At 68.2% G+C, this 14,373-nt stretch carries 13 protein-coding genes; 8 read left to right on the top strand and 5 right to left on the bottom strand.

Annotation, left to right across the window (positions count from 1 at the left end; all coding sequences use genetic code 11):
- The first annotated feature begins 33 nt into the window (after nucleotides 1-33).
- From HCT51_RS17610 to HCT51_RS17595, 4 genes are all read left to right on the top strand, one after another.
- Nucleotides 34-1,161, top strand: coding sequence for a class I SAM-dependent methyltransferase (locus tag HCT51_RS17610; protein ID WP_166880732.1), 1,128 nt, complete (start codon nucleotides 34-36; stop codon nucleotides 1,159-1,161).
- A gap of 125 nt (nucleotides 1,162-1,286) precedes the next feature.
- Nucleotides 1,287-2,426: an acyl-CoA dehydrogenase family protein gene (locus tag HCT51_RS17605; protein WP_166880734.1), complete on the top strand. Its 1,140-nt coding sequence runs from the start codon at nucleotides 1,287-1,289 to the stop codon at nucleotides 2,424-2,426.
- A gap of 30 nt (nucleotides 2,427-2,456) precedes the next feature.
- Nucleotides 2,457-3,362, top strand: coding sequence for a 3-hydroxyisobutyrate dehydrogenase (gene mmsB / locus HCT51_RS17600; protein ID WP_166880745.1), 906 nt, complete (start codon nucleotides 2,457-2,459; stop codon nucleotides 3,360-3,362).
- Nucleotides 3,359-4,135 (top strand): enoyl-CoA hydratase, encoded by a 777-nt coding sequence (locus tag HCT51_RS17595; RefSeq protein ID WP_166880747.1) that lies wholly within the window; start codon nucleotides 3,359-3,361, stop codon nucleotides 4,133-4,135. The genes mmsB and HCT51_RS17595 overlap by 4 nt, the downstream gene beginning before the upstream one ends.
- On the opposite strand, the gene HCT51_RS17590 is transcribed toward HCT51_RS17595, so the two are convergent.
- Complete coding sequence (locus HCT51_RS17590; RefSeq protein ID WP_166880749.1) at nucleotides 4,122-4,661, bottom strand: GNAT family N-acetyltransferase; 540 nt, start codon at nucleotides 4,659-4,661, stop codon at nucleotides 4,122-4,124. The genes HCT51_RS17595 and HCT51_RS17590 overlap by 14 nt on opposite strands.
- Nucleotides 4,662-4,758: 97 nt before the next feature.
- On the opposite strand from HCT51_RS17590, the gene lhgO reads away from it, so the two are divergent.
- Nucleotides 4,759-5,961: an L-2-hydroxyglutarate oxidase gene (gene lhgO, locus HCT51_RS17585; RefSeq protein ID WP_166880751.1), complete on the top strand. Its 1,203-nt coding sequence runs from the start codon at nucleotides 4,759-4,761 to the stop codon at nucleotides 5,959-5,961.
- A gap of 23 nt (nucleotides 5,962-5,984) precedes the next feature.
- Here lhgO and HCT51_RS17580 read toward each other — a convergent pair whose 3' ends face one another.
- Genes HCT51_RS17580 through HCT51_RS17570 form a run of 3 tightly spaced genes read right to left on the bottom strand, consistent with a single transcriptional unit; the run spans nucleotide 5,985 to nucleotide 8,985 of the window.
- Nucleotides 5,985-6,791: an ATP-binding cassette domain-containing protein gene (locus tag HCT51_RS17580; RefSeq protein ID WP_166880753.1), complete on the bottom strand. Its 807-nt coding sequence runs from the start codon at nucleotides 6,789-6,791 to the stop codon at nucleotides 5,985-5,987.
- The gene (locus HCT51_RS17575) at nucleotides 6,788-7,831 is read right to left on the bottom strand and encodes an ABC transporter permease (protein WP_166880756.1); all 1,044 of its coding nucleotides are present in this window, start codon (nucleotides 7,829-7,831) and stop codon (nucleotides 6,788-6,790) included. Before HCT51_RS17575 ends, HCT51_RS17580 begins: the two co-directional genes overlap by 4 nt.
- 41 nt (nucleotides 7,832-7,872) lie before the next feature.
- On the bottom strand, nucleotides 7,873-8,985 hold the full coding sequence (locus HCT51_RS17570; RefSeq protein WP_166880758.1) for a substrate-binding domain-containing protein: 1,113 nt from the start codon (nucleotides 8,983-8,985) through the stop codon (nucleotides 7,873-7,875).
- A gap of 117 nt (nucleotides 8,986-9,102) precedes the next feature.
- Between HCT51_RS17570 and HCT51_RS17565 the strand changes: the two genes are divergently transcribed.
- Together HCT51_RS17565 and HCT51_RS17560 are read left to right on the top strand one after the other, a co-directional pair.
- On the top strand, nucleotides 9,103-10,170 hold the full coding sequence (locus tag HCT51_RS17565) for a LacI family DNA-binding transcriptional regulator (protein ID WP_370626863.1): 1,068 nt from the start codon (nucleotides 9,103-9,105) through the stop codon (nucleotides 10,168-10,170).
- 4 nt (nucleotides 10,171-10,174) lie between these two features.
- Nucleotides 10,175-11,125 carry a carbohydrate kinase family protein gene (locus HCT51_RS17560; RefSeq protein ID WP_166880760.1) on the top strand — a complete coding sequence of 317 codons (951 nt, stop codon included), beginning with the start codon at nucleotides 10,175-10,177 and terminating at the stop codon, nucleotides 11,123-11,125.
- A gap of 88 nt (nucleotides 11,126-11,213) precedes the next feature.
- Here HCT51_RS17560 and HCT51_RS17555 read toward each other — a convergent pair whose 3' ends face one another.
- Nucleotides 11,214-11,924 carry a hypothetical protein gene (locus HCT51_RS17555; protein ID WP_208322730.1) on the bottom strand — a complete coding sequence of 237 codons (711 nt, stop codon included), beginning with the start codon at nucleotides 11,922-11,924 and terminating at the stop codon, nucleotides 11,214-11,216.
- 273 nt (nucleotides 11,925-12,197) lie between these two features.
- Between HCT51_RS17555 and HCT51_RS17550 the strand changes: the two genes are divergently transcribed.
- A complete protein-coding gene (locus HCT51_RS17550; protein ID WP_166880763.1) occupies nucleotides 12,198-14,360 on the top strand; it encodes an ATP-dependent Clp protease ATP-binding subunit in 2,163 nt (720 codons plus the stop codon).
- The last annotated feature ends 13 nt before the right edge of the window (nucleotides 14,361-14,373 follow it).

Genomic DNA, 14,373 nt, shown 5'->3' with positions numbered 1-14,373 from the left:
CAGCGGAGGGTGAGCTGGCGCAGGCATGGGACGATGGATGCCGTGGCTGACTTCTCGCTCGATGCGCTGCGGCGCTGGCCGGATGTCGAGGCCGACAACCTGTTCGCCGTCGACGCGGCCGACCGCTTGCTGCTCGCCGAGGCATCCGCAGCCCTGACCGGTGCTGACGTGGTGGTGATCGGCGACCGGTACGGTGCGCTGACCCTGGGGGCGTTGCACGAGCACGGCGCCCGCAGCGTTCGGGTGCACCAAGACCCGCTGAGTGGCGAATTGGCGCTGGACAACAACGCGCGCGGGTCGGATGTCGCATTCAGCAGGCACCCGCTGGACGCGTCGCTCGTGACGGGCGCCCGAGTGGTGCTGCTGCGTCTGCCGCGCAGCCTGGACGCGCTCGACGAGATCGCCGAGCTCGTCGCCTCGCACGCCGCCGACGACGTGGTGCTGTTCGCCGGCGGCATGGTGAAACACATGAGCGTCGCGATGAACGACGTACTCGGCCGCCACTTCGGCCGGCTCGATGTGAGCCATGCACGGCAGAAGGCGCGGCTGCTGGTGGCTCGGGAACCGCAGCACCGCGGGGGGCTCGACCAGCCGCCCACCTGGCCGCGCCGGGCATTCGACGACGAACTCGGGTTGTGGGTCTGTGCACACGGCGCCGCGTTCGCCGGCACCAAGGTGGACATCGGCACGCGGTTCCTGCTGTCCGCCCTGGAGAACACGACGCTCCCGACATCCGACGCCATCGACCTCGGCTGCGGCACCGGTGTGATCGCCGCGTGGCTCGCCCGGCGCGGGCACCGGGTGCTGGCCACCGACCAGTCCGCTGCCGCTGTGGCCTCCGCTCGCGCCACCGCAATCGCCAACGACGTTGCCGATGCCGTCACGGTGGTGCGGGATGACGCGCTCAGCGGGCAACCGGATGCGTCGGCCCGGCTGATCGTGCTCAACCCGCCGTTCCACATCGAATCGGCGGTGCACGCGGGCATCGCCCTGAAACTGTTCGAGGACGCCGGCCGCGTGCTCGCCCCGGGCGGGCAACTCTGGGCGGTGTGGAACTCCCACCTGACGTACAAGGCGGCGCTGACCCGACTGGTCGGACCGGTGCGAGAGGTCGCCCGCAACAGCAAATTCACCGTCACGGTGGCCACTCGCCGCGACTGACCGAGCGCGCGACATCCGGCGCACCGTAGCGGAAGCGCGGCGGGCGGCATTAGCTTGTCCTCAACTAGCTTGTCTCAACAGCCGACAGCGGCGGCACTGCAGCCGTCGCGAAGTGGGGAGCGATCATGGGCGATCTGGCAACCGAACAACGCGCGCTCGTCGAGACGGTGCGCGACTTCGCCCAGACCGAACTGGCACCCCACGCTCTCGAATGGGACCAGGCCAAGCACTTCCCGGTTGACACGCTGCACCGGGCAGGCGAGCTGGGGCTCGGCGGAATCTGCGTGGCCGAGGATGTCGGCGGACTGGGGCTCACCCACGCCGACGCGGTGCTGATCTTCGAGGAACTCGCGGCGGGAGACCCGTCGATCGCCGCGTACATCTCGATTCACAACATGGTGGTCGGCATGATCGACCAGAACGGCACCGACGAGCAGCGTCGCCGCTTCGTGCCCGCCCTCGCCGCGATGCAGTCGTTCGCCAGCTTCTGCCTGACTGAGCCCGGCGCCGGCTCGGATTCCGCCGCGCTCACGACATCCGCCGTGCGCGACGGCGACGAGTACGTGCTGAACGGGGTGAAGCAGTTCACCTCGGGCGCCGGGTCATCGAGCGTGTACTTCGTGCTGGCCCGCACCGGGGAGGCCGGGGCCACCGGGATCAGCGCCATCCTCGTGCCACTGGAGGCGCCTGGCCTGTCGTTCGGCGCCAACGAACGCAAGATGGGCTGGAACGCGCAACCCACGCGGCAGGTGATCTTCGAGAACGTGCGGGTGCCGGTCGACAACCGGATCGGCGCGGAGGGCGCCGGCTTCGCCCAGGCCATGCGGGGGCTGAGTGGCGGCCGGATCAACATCGGCGCCTGCTCGGTGGGCGGCGGACAGTGGGCGCTCGACAAGACAGTGCGGCGTCTCGCGGACCGGCAGGCGTTCGGCCGACCGCTTGCCGCCCAGGAGGCCCTGGTCTTCGAGATCGCCGACCGCGGCACAGACCTGCAGACCGCGCGGCTGCTGCTCAGACACGCAGCGCAGGCGCTCGATGCCGAGCAGGCCGACGCCACCGTGCTTTGCGCCATGGCCAAACGCCACGCCACCGACGCCGGATTCGCCGCCGCCAACGCGGCCCTGCAACTGCACGGCGGATACGGCTACCTCGCGGAGTACGGCATCGAAAAGGTGGTGCGCGACCTGCGAGTACACCAGATCGTCGAGGGCGCCAACGAGATCATGCGGCTGATCGTGGGTCGGGCACTCCTCGACACCCCCTGAGCCGCGTTGCGCACCGATTGGAGTACGAAGATGAGCACAACGATCGCATTCATCGGGCTCGGCCACATGGGCCTGCCGATGGCCGTCAACCTGATGGCCGCCGGGTACCAGGTCACCGGGTTCGACATCACGCAAGCCGCGGTGGATGCCGCGCGCACCCGCGACATCCCGCTCGCGGCCAATGCGGTGGAGGCTGCGGCAACCGCCGACGTCGTCATCACCATGCTGCAGACCGGTGAGCAGGTCATCGGCCTGTACACGGGCGGGCTGCTCGACATCGCGTCGCCGGGGACCCTGTTCATCGACTGCTCGACCATCGCCGTCGACGATGCGCGGGCCGCCCACCAGCTGGCCGCGGTCGCCGGGCACCGGAACCTGGATGCGCCCGTCTCCGGCGGAGTAGTCGGCGCCGAGGCCGCCACGCTGGCGTTCATGGTCGGCGGCGCCGACCGGGACTTCGCCGAGGCGCAACCGATTCTTCAGGCGATGGGCAAGCGCGTGGTGCACTGCGGGGCATCCGGTCTCGGGCAGGCGGCGAAGGTGTGCAACAACCTGATCCTCGGGGCGTCGATGATCGCGGTGAGTGAGGCGTTCGTGCTCGGCGAGAAGCTGGGGCTGACCCACCAGGCCCTGTTCGACGTGGCCTCCAACGCGTCCGGGCAATGCTGGGCGCTGACCACGAACTGCCCGGTGCCCGGCCCGGTGCCGACCAGCCCGGCAAACCGCGCATACCAGCCAGGCTTCGCCGGCGCCCTGATGGCAAAAGACCTGGGACTCGCCGAGCACGCCGTCGCCGCAACCGGAGTGCATGCCGAACTAGGATCGCTGGCGAGCGCCATCTACCGTCGGTTCGCCGACGAGGGCGGAGCCGGGCTCGATTTCTCGGCGATCATCACCAACATCCGCGCGCGCAGCGCCGGGGAAGGACCGGCATGACCGACTACGAGACGATCCAGGTTGAGCGCCGCGGGCGCGTCGGCATCATCACGCTGAACCGGCCAGGTGCGCTGAACGCCCTGAACGGCGCGCTGATGAACGAGGTGGTCACCGCCGCCGCCGAGTTCGACGCCGACCCCGGCATCGGCGCCATCCTGCTCACCGGCTCGAAGCGCGCGTTCGCCGCGGGCGCCGACATCACCGAGATGGCAGAACAGAGCTTTCAGGATGTCTCGAGCACCCAACTGTTCGCGCCCTGGGACCGGTTCGCCGCCGTGCGCACCCCGACGATCGCCGCGGTGGCCGGCTACGCACTCGGCGGCGGCTGCGAGGTCGCGATGATGTGCGACATCATCATCGCCGCGGACACCGCGAAGTTCGGCCAGCCGGAGATCAACCTGGGCGTCATCCCCGGGATGGGCGGCACGCAGCGGCTCACCCGCGCGATCGGCAAGGCCAAGGCGATGGAGCTGATCCTGACCGGCCGCACGATGGATGCCGCCGAGGCGGAACGCTCAGGGCTGGTGGCACGCGTGGTTGCCGCCGATGCGCTGCTCGACGAGGCCATCGCCACCGCGACCGCGATCGCCGAGAAGTCGCTGCCGGTGGCGCAGGCCGCCAAGGCTGCGGTGAACGCCGCCTACGAGTCGACTCTGACCGAGGGGGTGCGGTTCGAGCGGCACGCGTTCTATGGCACCTTCGCGCTCGATGACCAGAAGGAAGGCATGGCGGCGTTCACCGAGAAGCGGACGCCGGAGTTCACGCACCGCTGATGCCGTGACCGCCAGGCTGCAGCGGCAGCTCGAACACCAGCTCCAGCCCGTCGTGGTCGTCCCACTGTTCGCCGACCTGCACGAACCCGAAGCGGGCGATCACCGCCTGCGAGCCGACATTGTCTGGCGAGATCGACGCCCGAACCACCGCGACGCCGTCGCGGCGGGCCCGGTCGAGGAGCCTGCCGAGTGCCGCTCGGGCGTATCCGTTGCGGCGGTGCGCCGGGTCGACCGAGTACGCCACCTCAACGGAGGCCGCGGCATCCGGAGCGGAATGGAACCCGGCATGCCCCACCACCTGGCCGGTCTCGGTGATGATGAGCCCGGCGATCCAGTCGAGATCGACCGGTGAGTGCTGCACCTGCTCCCAGCGCAGCCGCCAGAGCCAGCCGTACTCGCCGATGAAGGGGGTGACCGTAACGCCGCTCAGATCGCTGGCGTACTCCAGATCCTCCGCCGCCAGGGCGCGCAGCACGGGCAGGTTCTGACGAAGTAGCTGCACCTCGGGCGTGATCCGGCGTCTCATCGGCGTCTCCTCGTTACCGGAATCATAATCAGCTAGCCGAGACGCGACATCCGCCTCTACACTCGCGTCAGTACTGCTGGCATAAGGAGCCACTGACATGAGCGAGCGCATCGGCATCATCGGTGGCGGAATCGTGGGCATCGCGCTGGCCCGCGCACTGGTTCGGCGGGGCCTCGGCGAGGTCACGGTGTTCGAGAAGGAAGGCCGGCTCGCCGCGCATCAGACCGGGCATAACTCGGGGGTGGTGCACGCCGGCCTCTACTACAAGCCGGGCTCGCTGAAGGCGCAGCTCTGCGTGGCCGGGCGCGACGCGATCCGCGACTTCTGCCAGGAGAAGGGCCTGCCGTACCGGGAGGTGGGCAAGCTAGTGGTGGCGGTGGACGAGTCGGAACTGGCGGCGCTCGCCGACATCGAGCAGCGGGCCAGGGCGAACGGGGTGCCGGACCTCGTCCGCATCGATGACGCCGCCCACCTGCGCAGCCTCGAACCACATGTCGCCGGGGTGGCGGCGGTGCATTCGCCGCACACCGCGGTCGTCGACTACGCGGCCATCACCGACGCGATGGCCGACGACGTGCGTGCGGCGGGCGGCGCCATCCTGCTCGGCGAGGAGGTCGTCGCGATGCAATTGGAGGGCGCCGCCGTGCGGGTGCGCACGCAGCTGTCGGAGCACGTCTTCGACCGGGTGATCGCCTGCGCCGGACTGCACTCCGACGTCGTCGCCCGCCTGGTCGGTGCCGACCCGTCACCGAAGATCCTGCCCTTCCGCGGCGAGTACTGGTCACTGAATCCCGACCGGAACGGGCTGGTCACCGGCATGATCTACCCGGTGCCCGATCCGCGCTTCCCGTTCCTCGGCGTGCACTTCACCCGGGGCGTCTACGACGACATCCACGTCGGCCCGAACGCCGTGCCCGCGCTCGCCCGGGAAGGTTACCGCTGGCTGACGGTGTCGCCGAAGGACACCTGGGACTCGTTGCGCTGGCCGGGAGCCGGCGCGTTGGCGAAGCAGCACTGGCGGATGGGTGTCGACGAGATCAGCGGATCGCTGCTGAAGCCCCTCTATTACCGCAAGGCCCGTCGCTTCATCCCGGAACTGCGGATGTCGGATCTCACGGCCAAGACCGCGGCCGGGGTTCGAGCGCAGGCCTGGGGGCGAGACGGCGCGCTGCTCGACGACTTTGACGTGGATCAGGTCGGGCCGGTGACGCTGTTGCGCAACGCGCCGTCACCGGCAGCGACCTCGTCGATGGCGATCGCCGACTACGTGATCGACCGGTACGTCTACGCACAGGCATAGACGCACCGGTCGACGTAGCCGGGTTACCCGCGGGAAGCCCCGGTCATGATCGCAACGGCATCGGTCATGGAATGCGACTGGGGGGTGATCGTCGCCGCCTTCTTGCCGAGCCGCTGGACGTGGATGCGGTCGGCCACATCGAACACCTGCGGCATATTGTGCGAGATCAGAATCACCGGGATGCCGCGGTCGCGGAGGTTCTTGATCATCTCGAGTACCTGGTTTGACTCGCGGACGCCGAGCGCGGCAGTGGGCTCGTCGAGCACGACGACCTTTGAGCCGAACGCGGCGGCGCGGGCCACGGCGACGGCCTGGCGCTGGCCGCCGGAGAGGTTCTCCACCGCCACGGTGACGTCTTGCAACGTCGTGATTCCGAGCGCCTTCACCTCGGCTGTCGCCTTCTGTCGCATGCCCTTCTGGTCGACCACGCGGAATACCGAGCCGAGAATGCCCTTCTTCCGTTCCTCGCGGCCGAGGAACAGGTTGGCAGCCACGTCGAGCGCGGGCGAGACCGCGAGGTTCTGGTAGACCGTCTCGATGCCGGCCGCGCGGGCGTCCTGTGGGCGCTTGAAGTGCACGGGCTTCTCGTCGAGGAAGATCTCACCCTCGTCGGGGATTTCCGCGCCGGTGAGGCACTTGATGAGGGTGGACTTGCCCGCGCCGTTGTCGCCGATGACGGCGAGCACCTCCCCAGCGTAGAGCTCGAGACTCACCCCGTCGAGGCCGACGACGCGGCCGAAGGTTTTCACGAGACGGCGAGCCCGGAGAATTGGCGTGCGCGTCTCCATTGGCGTGGCGCCGGCGGCCGGGGCCGCGGTGGTGTCAGTCATTTGCGTACCTTTCGGATCCACTGGTCGATCGAGACGGCGGCGATGATGAGCACGCCGACGGCGAAGGTCTGCCAGAGCACGTCGAGTCCCGCCAGCGAGAGACCGTTGCGGAACACGCCAACGATCAGCGCACCGAGGAGCGTGCCCCACACGGTGCCGCGCCCGCCGAAGAGGCTCGTGCCGCCGATGACGACGGCGGTGATGGAGTCAAGGTTGAGGTCGACGCCGGCGTTTGGTGACGCGGCGTTCGACCGCCCAATCTGAATCCACGCGCCGACCGCGAGGATGGCGCCCGCCGAGAGATAGACGCTCATCAGAACCCGGTTCACCCGGATGCCGGCGAGGCGCGCCGACTCCTTGTCGTCGCCAACCGCGTAGACGTGGCGGCCCCAGGCTGTCTTCTGAAGGATGAGCGCGATCGCGACGTAGAGGAGCAACATCATGATTACGCCGACCGTGATGTTCACTCCGCCGATGCCGAAGGTCTCGCCCGTCCAGGTGAGGATGGCCGGCATCTCGGCCCCGCGGATGGTGGCGCCGCCCGAGTAGAGCAGAGTGAGCGCGACGAAGATGTTCAGCGTGCCGAGGGTGGCGATGAAGGGCGGCAGCTTCAGCCGTGTCACCAGGAAGCCGTTGAAGGCGCCCGCAGCGAGGCCCACGATGAGCCCGAGCAGGAGGCCGAGTACGGCGGGCAGCCCTGCCTGCACGGTCGACTGCGCGATGACCATGGAGCTCAGCACCATCACGGCGCCGACCGAGAGGTCGATGCCCGCGGTGAGGATGATGAGCGTCTGGGCGATCGCGAGGGTGCCGACCACGGCGACCTGCTGCGTGATAAGCGACAGGTTTGCCGGGTTGAGGAAGCGGTCGTTCAGCAAGCCGAAGACGATCACGGCGACCACGAGCACGATGGCCGGGCTGATGGCCGGGTACCGGTGCAACGCGCTGCGGATTCGGCTGAGCGGGGTGGTGCGGTCGAGGAACTCCTCGGCCAGATCGAGCTCCGAGGTTGGAGGCTCGCTCCGTGTGTTCTGAGTCACGTTCTACTCCGATGTCTCATTGACCGGTGTGATGGTTGGGCTTAGCCCCAGCAGATTTCGCTGCCGTCGGCGGCGGTGATGGACTCGACGCCATCCTGCGGGTCATCCGTTACCAGGGCTACCCCGGTGTTGTAGAAGTCCAGGCCCTCGCTGGTCTCAGGTGCCTCGCCGGTTTCCACCAGGTCGTGGATCGCCTGCACTCCGAGTTCGGCCATCTTCACGGGGTACTGCTGGCTTGTCGCGTCGATGATGCCCTCAGCCACCTGGTCGACACCGGCGCATCCGCCGTCGACCGAGACGAGGATGATGTCTTCGTTGCCGGCCGCCTTGAACGCCTCGTATGCGCCATAGGCAGCAGGCTCGTTGATCGTGTAGACCACGTTGATGTCGGGGTTCTGCGAGAGCAGCGTCTCAGCTGCGGTGCGGCCGCCGTCCTCGGCCCCCTGGGATGCCTCGTTGCCGACGATCTCGTACTCGCCGCCGTCGCCGCCGCTGTACGTGCCGGTCGAAGCCTCGTCGCCGTTCGCGGTCTCGTCGGCCAGGTCAATGCCCATGCCGTCGAGGAAGCCCTGATCGCGGTTCACATCGACCGATACGACCTTGTCATCGAACAGGTCGATCATCGCGATCGTGGCCTTCTCCCCCGCGAGCTTCGCGGCGGTCCACTGGCCGATCAGCTGGCCGGCCTCGAAGTTGTCCGTCGCGAACGTGATGTCCACAGACTCGGGGTCGCTGGGCGGCGTGTCGAGCGCGATGACGAAGAGGCCGGCGTCACGGGCCTTCACCATGGCATCTTCGACGCCAGGGCCGTTGGGGGTGATCAGGATGCCGGCATCACCCTTGGAAATGGCGTTCTCGACCGCTTGAATTTGCGTGTCCTCGTCGCCGTCCTCCCTGCCGGCGGCGAGCGTGAGGTCGACGCCCAGTTCGTCGGCGGCCGCTTGGGCGCCCTCCTGCATGGAGACGAAGAACGGGTTCGTGGTCGTCTTCACGATAAGCGAGACGCCGACGGACTCGCCGTTTGAGTCGGAAGTCGTGGCTGTGTCGGGCGTGCCGCCCGTGTTGCATCCGGTGAGAGCGAGCGCGCCGGCCGCGACAAGCGACCCCGCGGCAATGAGGCGGCGTCGGGATGCGCCAGGTGCTGCGTGATTCATCGTTGAATCTCCTCTGGTGGTGGGGAATCGTTGTCTCCCTGACAACGATGTCATCCATAGGTCTAACTCACATGGTTGTGTATAGTCAAGGGGGTATTGCACATTGGAGAGCGAGTAATGACACCGTTGTCAACCATCAACACCACTCAGTCTGCAGACATCGACCGCTCCAGGCCGACGATGCGTCAGGTAGCCGCGCTGGCAGGCGTGGGGATCAAGACCGTTTCCCGTGTTATCAATGGTGAGCCCAATGTGTCGGCCGCGACAACCGCCAAGGTCACCGCGGCGGCCCGAACACTGAATTACCAGCCTGACTTGCACGCCGGCAACCTTCGTCGAGCCGACGGACGCACGCGTACCCTCGGTTTGCTCGTCGGCAGCGTGGGTAACCCGTTCGCCGGGGCGGTGCACCGGGCGGTTGAGGACGCCGCGCTGCAACACGGCGTCGGCGTCCTCGCCTCGAGTCTCGACGACGACCCCGCGCGTGAGCAGCAGGCGGTGAGTGCCTTCCTCCGCCGTCGCGTTGACGGGCTGATCCTGACCACAATTTCCGACAGCCAGGCGTACCTCGCGTCGGAGCTTCGGCGCGGCACGCCCGTCGTCTTCGTCGACCGCGAGCCTGCGGGGATCACCTCCGATGTCGTCGTCAGCGACAACGCTGAGGGCGCCGCCCGCGCGACCCGGCACCTTCTCGAGCACGGCCACCGGCGGCTCGCCTACCTCGGCGACCGCCCCACAATCCAAACCGCTCGCGAGCGCCGTCGCGGCTTCCTCGAGGAACTCGGTCGCGCCGGAGTCGCCACCCGCGACGTGCCCGTGATCGAAGGGCTCCACGACGAGGAGTCGGCCCGACTCGCGACGCTCGCGCTCTTCGACTCGCCGACGCCGCCGACCGCGATCTTCAGCGCGCAGAATCTCGTGACGATCGGAGTCATTCACGGGCTTCGCGAGCTCGGCCGGCATCACGACACCGCGCTCGTCGGATTCGACGACGTGGCGCTCGGCGACCTGCTCGACCCCGGGATCACGGTCATCGCGCAGGACCCGCAGCAGATCGGCCGCATCGCCGCAGAACGCGTCTTCGCGCGGCTCGGCGGAGACGCCTCCCCCGCCGTGCGCACGATCGTGCCGACGCGGCTGATCCAGCGCGGGTCCGGTGAGATCCCGCCCCGCCAGGAGGGCTGAACGGATGCCGCAACCCACCGCACCGACCCGGCGCATCACCGTCGTCGGCGACGCCCTCATCGACGAGCTTCGGGATCAATACGGATCACGCGAGTTCGTCGGCGGTGCCGCCCTTAATGTCGCCGTGGGCCTCGCCGTGCTCGGTGAGACGGTCACCCTCGTCGCCATGGTCGGCGCCGACGAGCCCGCAGACCGCATTCGCGCCTACCTCACCGATTACGGGGTGCGGCTCGTCGAGAGCCCCTCGCCATATGGCACCTCGCGGGCGATCTCCGACCGCGCAGACGGCGAGCCGAGCTACACGTTCAACGAGGCCGCGAAGCGTCGCGCCATCCGGTTCGACGAGGCGACGCGGCGGGCGCTCGACGAGGCCGACCTGGTCGTGGTGAGCTGCTTCCCGTTCGATAACGGCGACCAGTATGCCCAGCTGGTCGACGCGATCGCCCGGCCCGCGCAGCGGGTGATCGTCGACGGAAACCCCCGGGCCGGGATGCTCGCCGACCGGGAACGCTTCCTCGACAATCTCGAGGACTTCGCGTCGAGGGCTCTGCTCGCGAAAGTGGGCGACGAGGACGCGGACCTGCTGCTCGGCGACTCCCTCGAGGCGTTCGTCGAACGGCTCAGGACGGGTCGTCCGGGCGGATCTGCAGCCGGCGCCGTGCTTGCCACCGCGGGACGCGCCGGAGCGACCCTGTACCACGACGACCGGCCCGTGCACGCTCCGATCGTGCCGCTGCCCGGCCCGGTCATCGACACGATGGGCGCGGGTGATGCGACGCTGGCCGCCATGGTGCGACGCATTGCCGTCGATGGGATACCCACCAGCGGTGCGGCGTGGGCGCATGCGCTGCAGGAATCGATGGAGATCGCGGCGGCGACGGTGCGGCATGAGGGCGCCCTGCTCCGGGTGCCGACCGCTGACGAGGGCGAGCGCGAGGGCGAGTCGACAAGCTGACGAGCTGACGGCTGACGCGAGCGTGAGACAGCCACCGGGCGCGAGACGCGCCGCGGTGGCTGACGGGGAAACCAGCGAGGCCGGGGAATCAGCGGATGAAGCGCTGAGGGAACTGCTTGATGATGCCGTCGGCGAGGGTGTCGGCCATCTCGAGGATGTGGTGGTGGATCTCGTCGTAGGCCGCGACATCCGCCGCCCAGTCTCCGGTGAGCCGAGCGGTGGCTTCATCGAGCGTCTGGTCGAGGTGGGCGCGCATCATCTCCTTCAGCGTCTCGTACGGCCAGTTCGGGTTGGCGTCGGCCAGGAACCGCGAGATGTCATCGGCATTCTGATACCACCGGTCGCTCTGGATCTGAACGGCCGCCGCGTCGCCTGCTTTCGCGGCGGCGAGCAGGTCAGCGGCGCCGAGGATGTGCTCCCGGAGCAGTGCGGTCAGCGCCGCCCCGGCGTCGTCGCCGTAGAAGGTGGCAACGGCATCGCCGATGTCCGCCTGGTTCTGCAGCAGTCGACCGGCGGTGGCGTCGAGGTCTGGCAGATCGGCGATCGCACTGACGATGTAGAGCCGGGTCCAGGTGATGTGGTCCTCCCACAGTTTGCGCATGTCCTGGTGGAAGGTGGCCCGATCGATCTTCTGGGCCTTAGGCGCAGCGTGCGCAGACGACGCGTGCGCAGACGAATTGTGCGCCGCAATGGGGACAGCCGCCTCGAGCGGTTGAGCTGCAAGGGCGCAGCCGCTCGCGCCCAGGGCGACGCCGAGCGCAATCGCAATCGCAGCCAGGTGGTGGGGGTGCTGATTCATCGGAATTCTCCTGTCAGGGTGCCCACGGCGGAAACCGGCGCGGGCGAGGGTCGGGGGTATCGCCGGGGTGGCGGGAGGGGGAGCACCGTCATCGGCCCGTCCTTTCTTTGATCAACTTGCGCCGATTTTAGAGTCGCGAATCTCTTACGTCAACCGGTTCCTTTTTTAGAATCAGGCGCGCCGAGCCGGGAAACTACCGGGAGCGCTGGCGTCGCGGCATCCGATCTCCTAAACTTGAGTCGTTTAGACTCAACTTTGAAGTGGAGCACACGGATGGCAAACATGCAGGGCGCACCCGGCACACAGGAGGAGCAGAAGTCTGCCCTCGAGCAGTTCGGAATCAACCTCACCGAGATCGCCCGTGCCGGCAAACTCGACCCCGTGATCGGTCGCGACGCGGAAATCAGGCGCGTGAGCCAGGTGCTCACCCGGCGCACCAAGAACAACCCGGTGCTGATCGGGGAGCCGGGTGTCGGCAAGACCGCCGTGGTCGAGGGGCTCGCCCAGCGCATCGTCGCCGGCGACGTCGCAGACAGCCTGAAGGGCAAGCAGCTGATCGCGCTGGACATCGCCGCCCTGGTTGCCGGCGCGATGTACCGCGGACAGTTCGAGGAGCGCCTGAAGAGTGTGCTCAAGGAAATCAACGAGGCCGAGGGCCAGATCATCACCTTCGTCGATGAGTTGCACCTGCTGATGGGCGCAGGCGGCGGAGAGGGATCGGTCGCGGCATCGAACATGCTGAAGCCGATGCTGGCCCGCGGCGAGCTGCGCCTGATCGGCGCCACCACCCTGAACGAATACCGCGAGTACGTGGAGAAGGATGCCGCGCTGGAACGCCGCTTCCAGCAGGTGTACGTGGGCGAACCGAGCGTCGAGGACACCGTCGCCATCCTGCGCGGACTCAAGGAGCGCTACGAGGCGCACCACAAGGTGTCCATTTCGGACGGGGCGCTGGTGGCAGCGGCATCCCTGAGCAACCGCTACATCACCGGTCGGCAGCTGCCGGACAAGGCGATCGACCTCGTCGACGAGGCAGCCAGCCGTTTGAAGATGGAGATCGACTCCTCCCCGGTCGAGATCGACGAGCTGAAGCGTGCCGTCGACCGGCTGAAGCTTGAAGAGCTCGCGCTGAAGAAGGAGAAGGACGACGCCTCGAAGGCGCGCCTGGAGAAGCTCCGTGAGGAGATGGCCACCAAGCAGGCGTCGCTCGACACGCTCGAGGCGGCGTGGGCGGCCGAGAAGGCGTCGCTGCAGGATGTCGGCGAGCTGAAGACCAAGCTGAATGATGCCCGCATCGACCTCGACCGGGCCATGCGCGAGGGCCGCTACGAAGACGCCGCGCGGCTGAACTACGAGGTGATCGCGGGCATCGAGAAGCAGATCGCGGCCGCCGAGTCGGAGGAGCCGACCGGGCCGCGCATGGTGAACGACCAGGTCACCGAGGAGGACATCGCCGCGGTGGTGGCCGCCTGGACCGGTATCCCGGTCGACAAGCTCACTCAGGGGGAGACCGAGAAGCTGCTGCACCTGGAAACCGAGCTCGGCAAACGCCTGATCGGCCAGAAGGAAGCGGTGACCGCGGTCAGCGAGGCGGTGCGCCGCACCCGCGCCGGCATCGCCGACCCGAACCGGCCCACCGGCTCGTTCCTGTTCCTCGGCCCGACCGGTGTCGGCAAGACCGAGCTGGCGAAGGCGCTCGCCGCGTACCTCTTCGACGACGAGAAGGCGATGGTGCGCATCGACATGAGCGAGTACGGGGAGAAGTTCTCGGTGTCGCGCCTGGTCGGTGCCCCTCCCGGATACATCGGTTACGAGCAGGGCGGCCAGCTCACTGAGGCGGTGCGCCGCCGCCCGTACTCGGTGATCCTGTTCGACGAGGTCGAGAAAGCGCACCCCGAGGTCTTCGACGTGCTCCTGCAGGTGCTGGATGACGGCCGGCTGACCGACGGTCAGGGGCGCACCGTCGACTTCCGTAACACCATCCTGATCCTCACCTCGAACCTCGGCAGCCCGATCCTGATCGACCCCACGCTCGCCTGGGACGAGAAGAAGCAGGCCGTGCTCGACCTGGTGCGTCAGGCGTTCAAGCCGGAGTTCGTCAACCGGCTCGATGACATCGTGGTGTTCTCCCAGCTGTCGATGGAGGAGCTCGGCGAGATCGTCGAGCTCTACATCGAACGGCTCTCACTGCGGCTGGCCGGCCGCCGCCTCGAGCTGGCGGTCACCCCGGATGCGCGGCGCTGGCTGGCCGAACGCGGCTACGACCCGGTGTACGGTGCCCGGCCGCTGCGCCGGCTGATGCAGCACGAGATCGACGACAAGCTCGCCCGCGAGTTGCTGGCCGGAGAGATCCGTGACGGCGACACGGTGCGGGTGGGCATCGCGGACGATGGCGACGGCCTGACCGTCGAGAGGTACGACCCGGCGTTGGTGTAACGGATGTCGCAGT

Origin of the sequence: Salinibacterium sp. ZJ450 (genome assembly GCF_011751885.2) — a bacterium.
In the GTDB taxonomy this organism is placed as follows: Bacteria; Actinomycetota; Actinomycetes; order Actinomycetales; family Microbacteriaceae; genus Ruicaihuangia.
The sequence above is the reverse complement of the archived record's forward strand: the minus strand, read 5'-3'. Positions and strand labels throughout refer to the sequence as shown.

Excerpts from the sequence above, each read along its gene's own strand:
- HCT51_RS17565 (WP_370626863.1), top strand. The coding sequence starts at position 9,103 with ATGACACCGTTGTCAACCATCAACACCACTCAGTCTGCAGACATCGAC.
- HCT51_RS17605 (WP_166880734.1), top strand. The coding sequence starts at position 1,287 with ATGGGCGATCTGGCAACCGAACAACGCGCGCTCGTCGAGACGGTGCGC.
- HCT51_RS17550 (WP_166880763.1), top strand. The coding sequence starts at position 12,198 with ATGGCAAACATGCAGGGCGCACCCGGCACACAGGAGGAGCAGAAGTCT.
- HCT51_RS17560 (WP_166880760.1), top strand. The coding sequence starts at position 10,175 with ATGCCGCAACCCACCGCACCGACCCGGCGCATCACCGTCGTCGGCGAC.
- HCT51_RS17580 (WP_166880753.1), bottom strand. The coding sequence starts at position 6,791 with ATGACTGACACCACCGCGGCCCCGGCCGCCGGCGCCACGCCAATGGAG.
- HCT51_RS17590 (WP_166880749.1), bottom strand. The coding sequence starts at position 4,661 with ATGAGACGCCGGATCACGCCCGAGGTGCAGCTACTTCGTCAGAACCTG.
- mmsB (WP_166880745.1), top strand. The coding sequence starts at position 2,457 with ATGAGCACAACGATCGCATTCATCGGGCTCGGCCACATGGGCCTGCCG.
- HCT51_RS17555 (WP_208322730.1), bottom strand. The coding sequence starts at position 11,924 with ATGAATCAGCACCCCCACCACCTGGCTGCGATTGCGATTGCGCTCGGC.
- HCT51_RS17595 (WP_166880747.1), top strand. The coding sequence starts at position 3,359 with ATGACCGACTACGAGACGATCCAGGTTGAGCGCCGCGGGCGCGTCGGC.
- HCT51_RS17570 (WP_166880758.1), bottom strand. The coding sequence starts at position 8,985 with ATGAATCACGCAGCACCTGGCGCATCCCGACGCCGCCTCATTGCCGCG.
- lhgO (WP_166880751.1), top strand. The coding sequence starts at position 4,759 with ATGAGCGAGCGCATCGGCATCATCGGTGGCGGAATCGTGGGCATCGCG.
- HCT51_RS17610 (WP_166880732.1), top strand. The coding sequence starts at position 34 with ATGGATGCCGTGGCTGACTTCTCGCTCGATGCGCTGCGGCGCTGGCCG.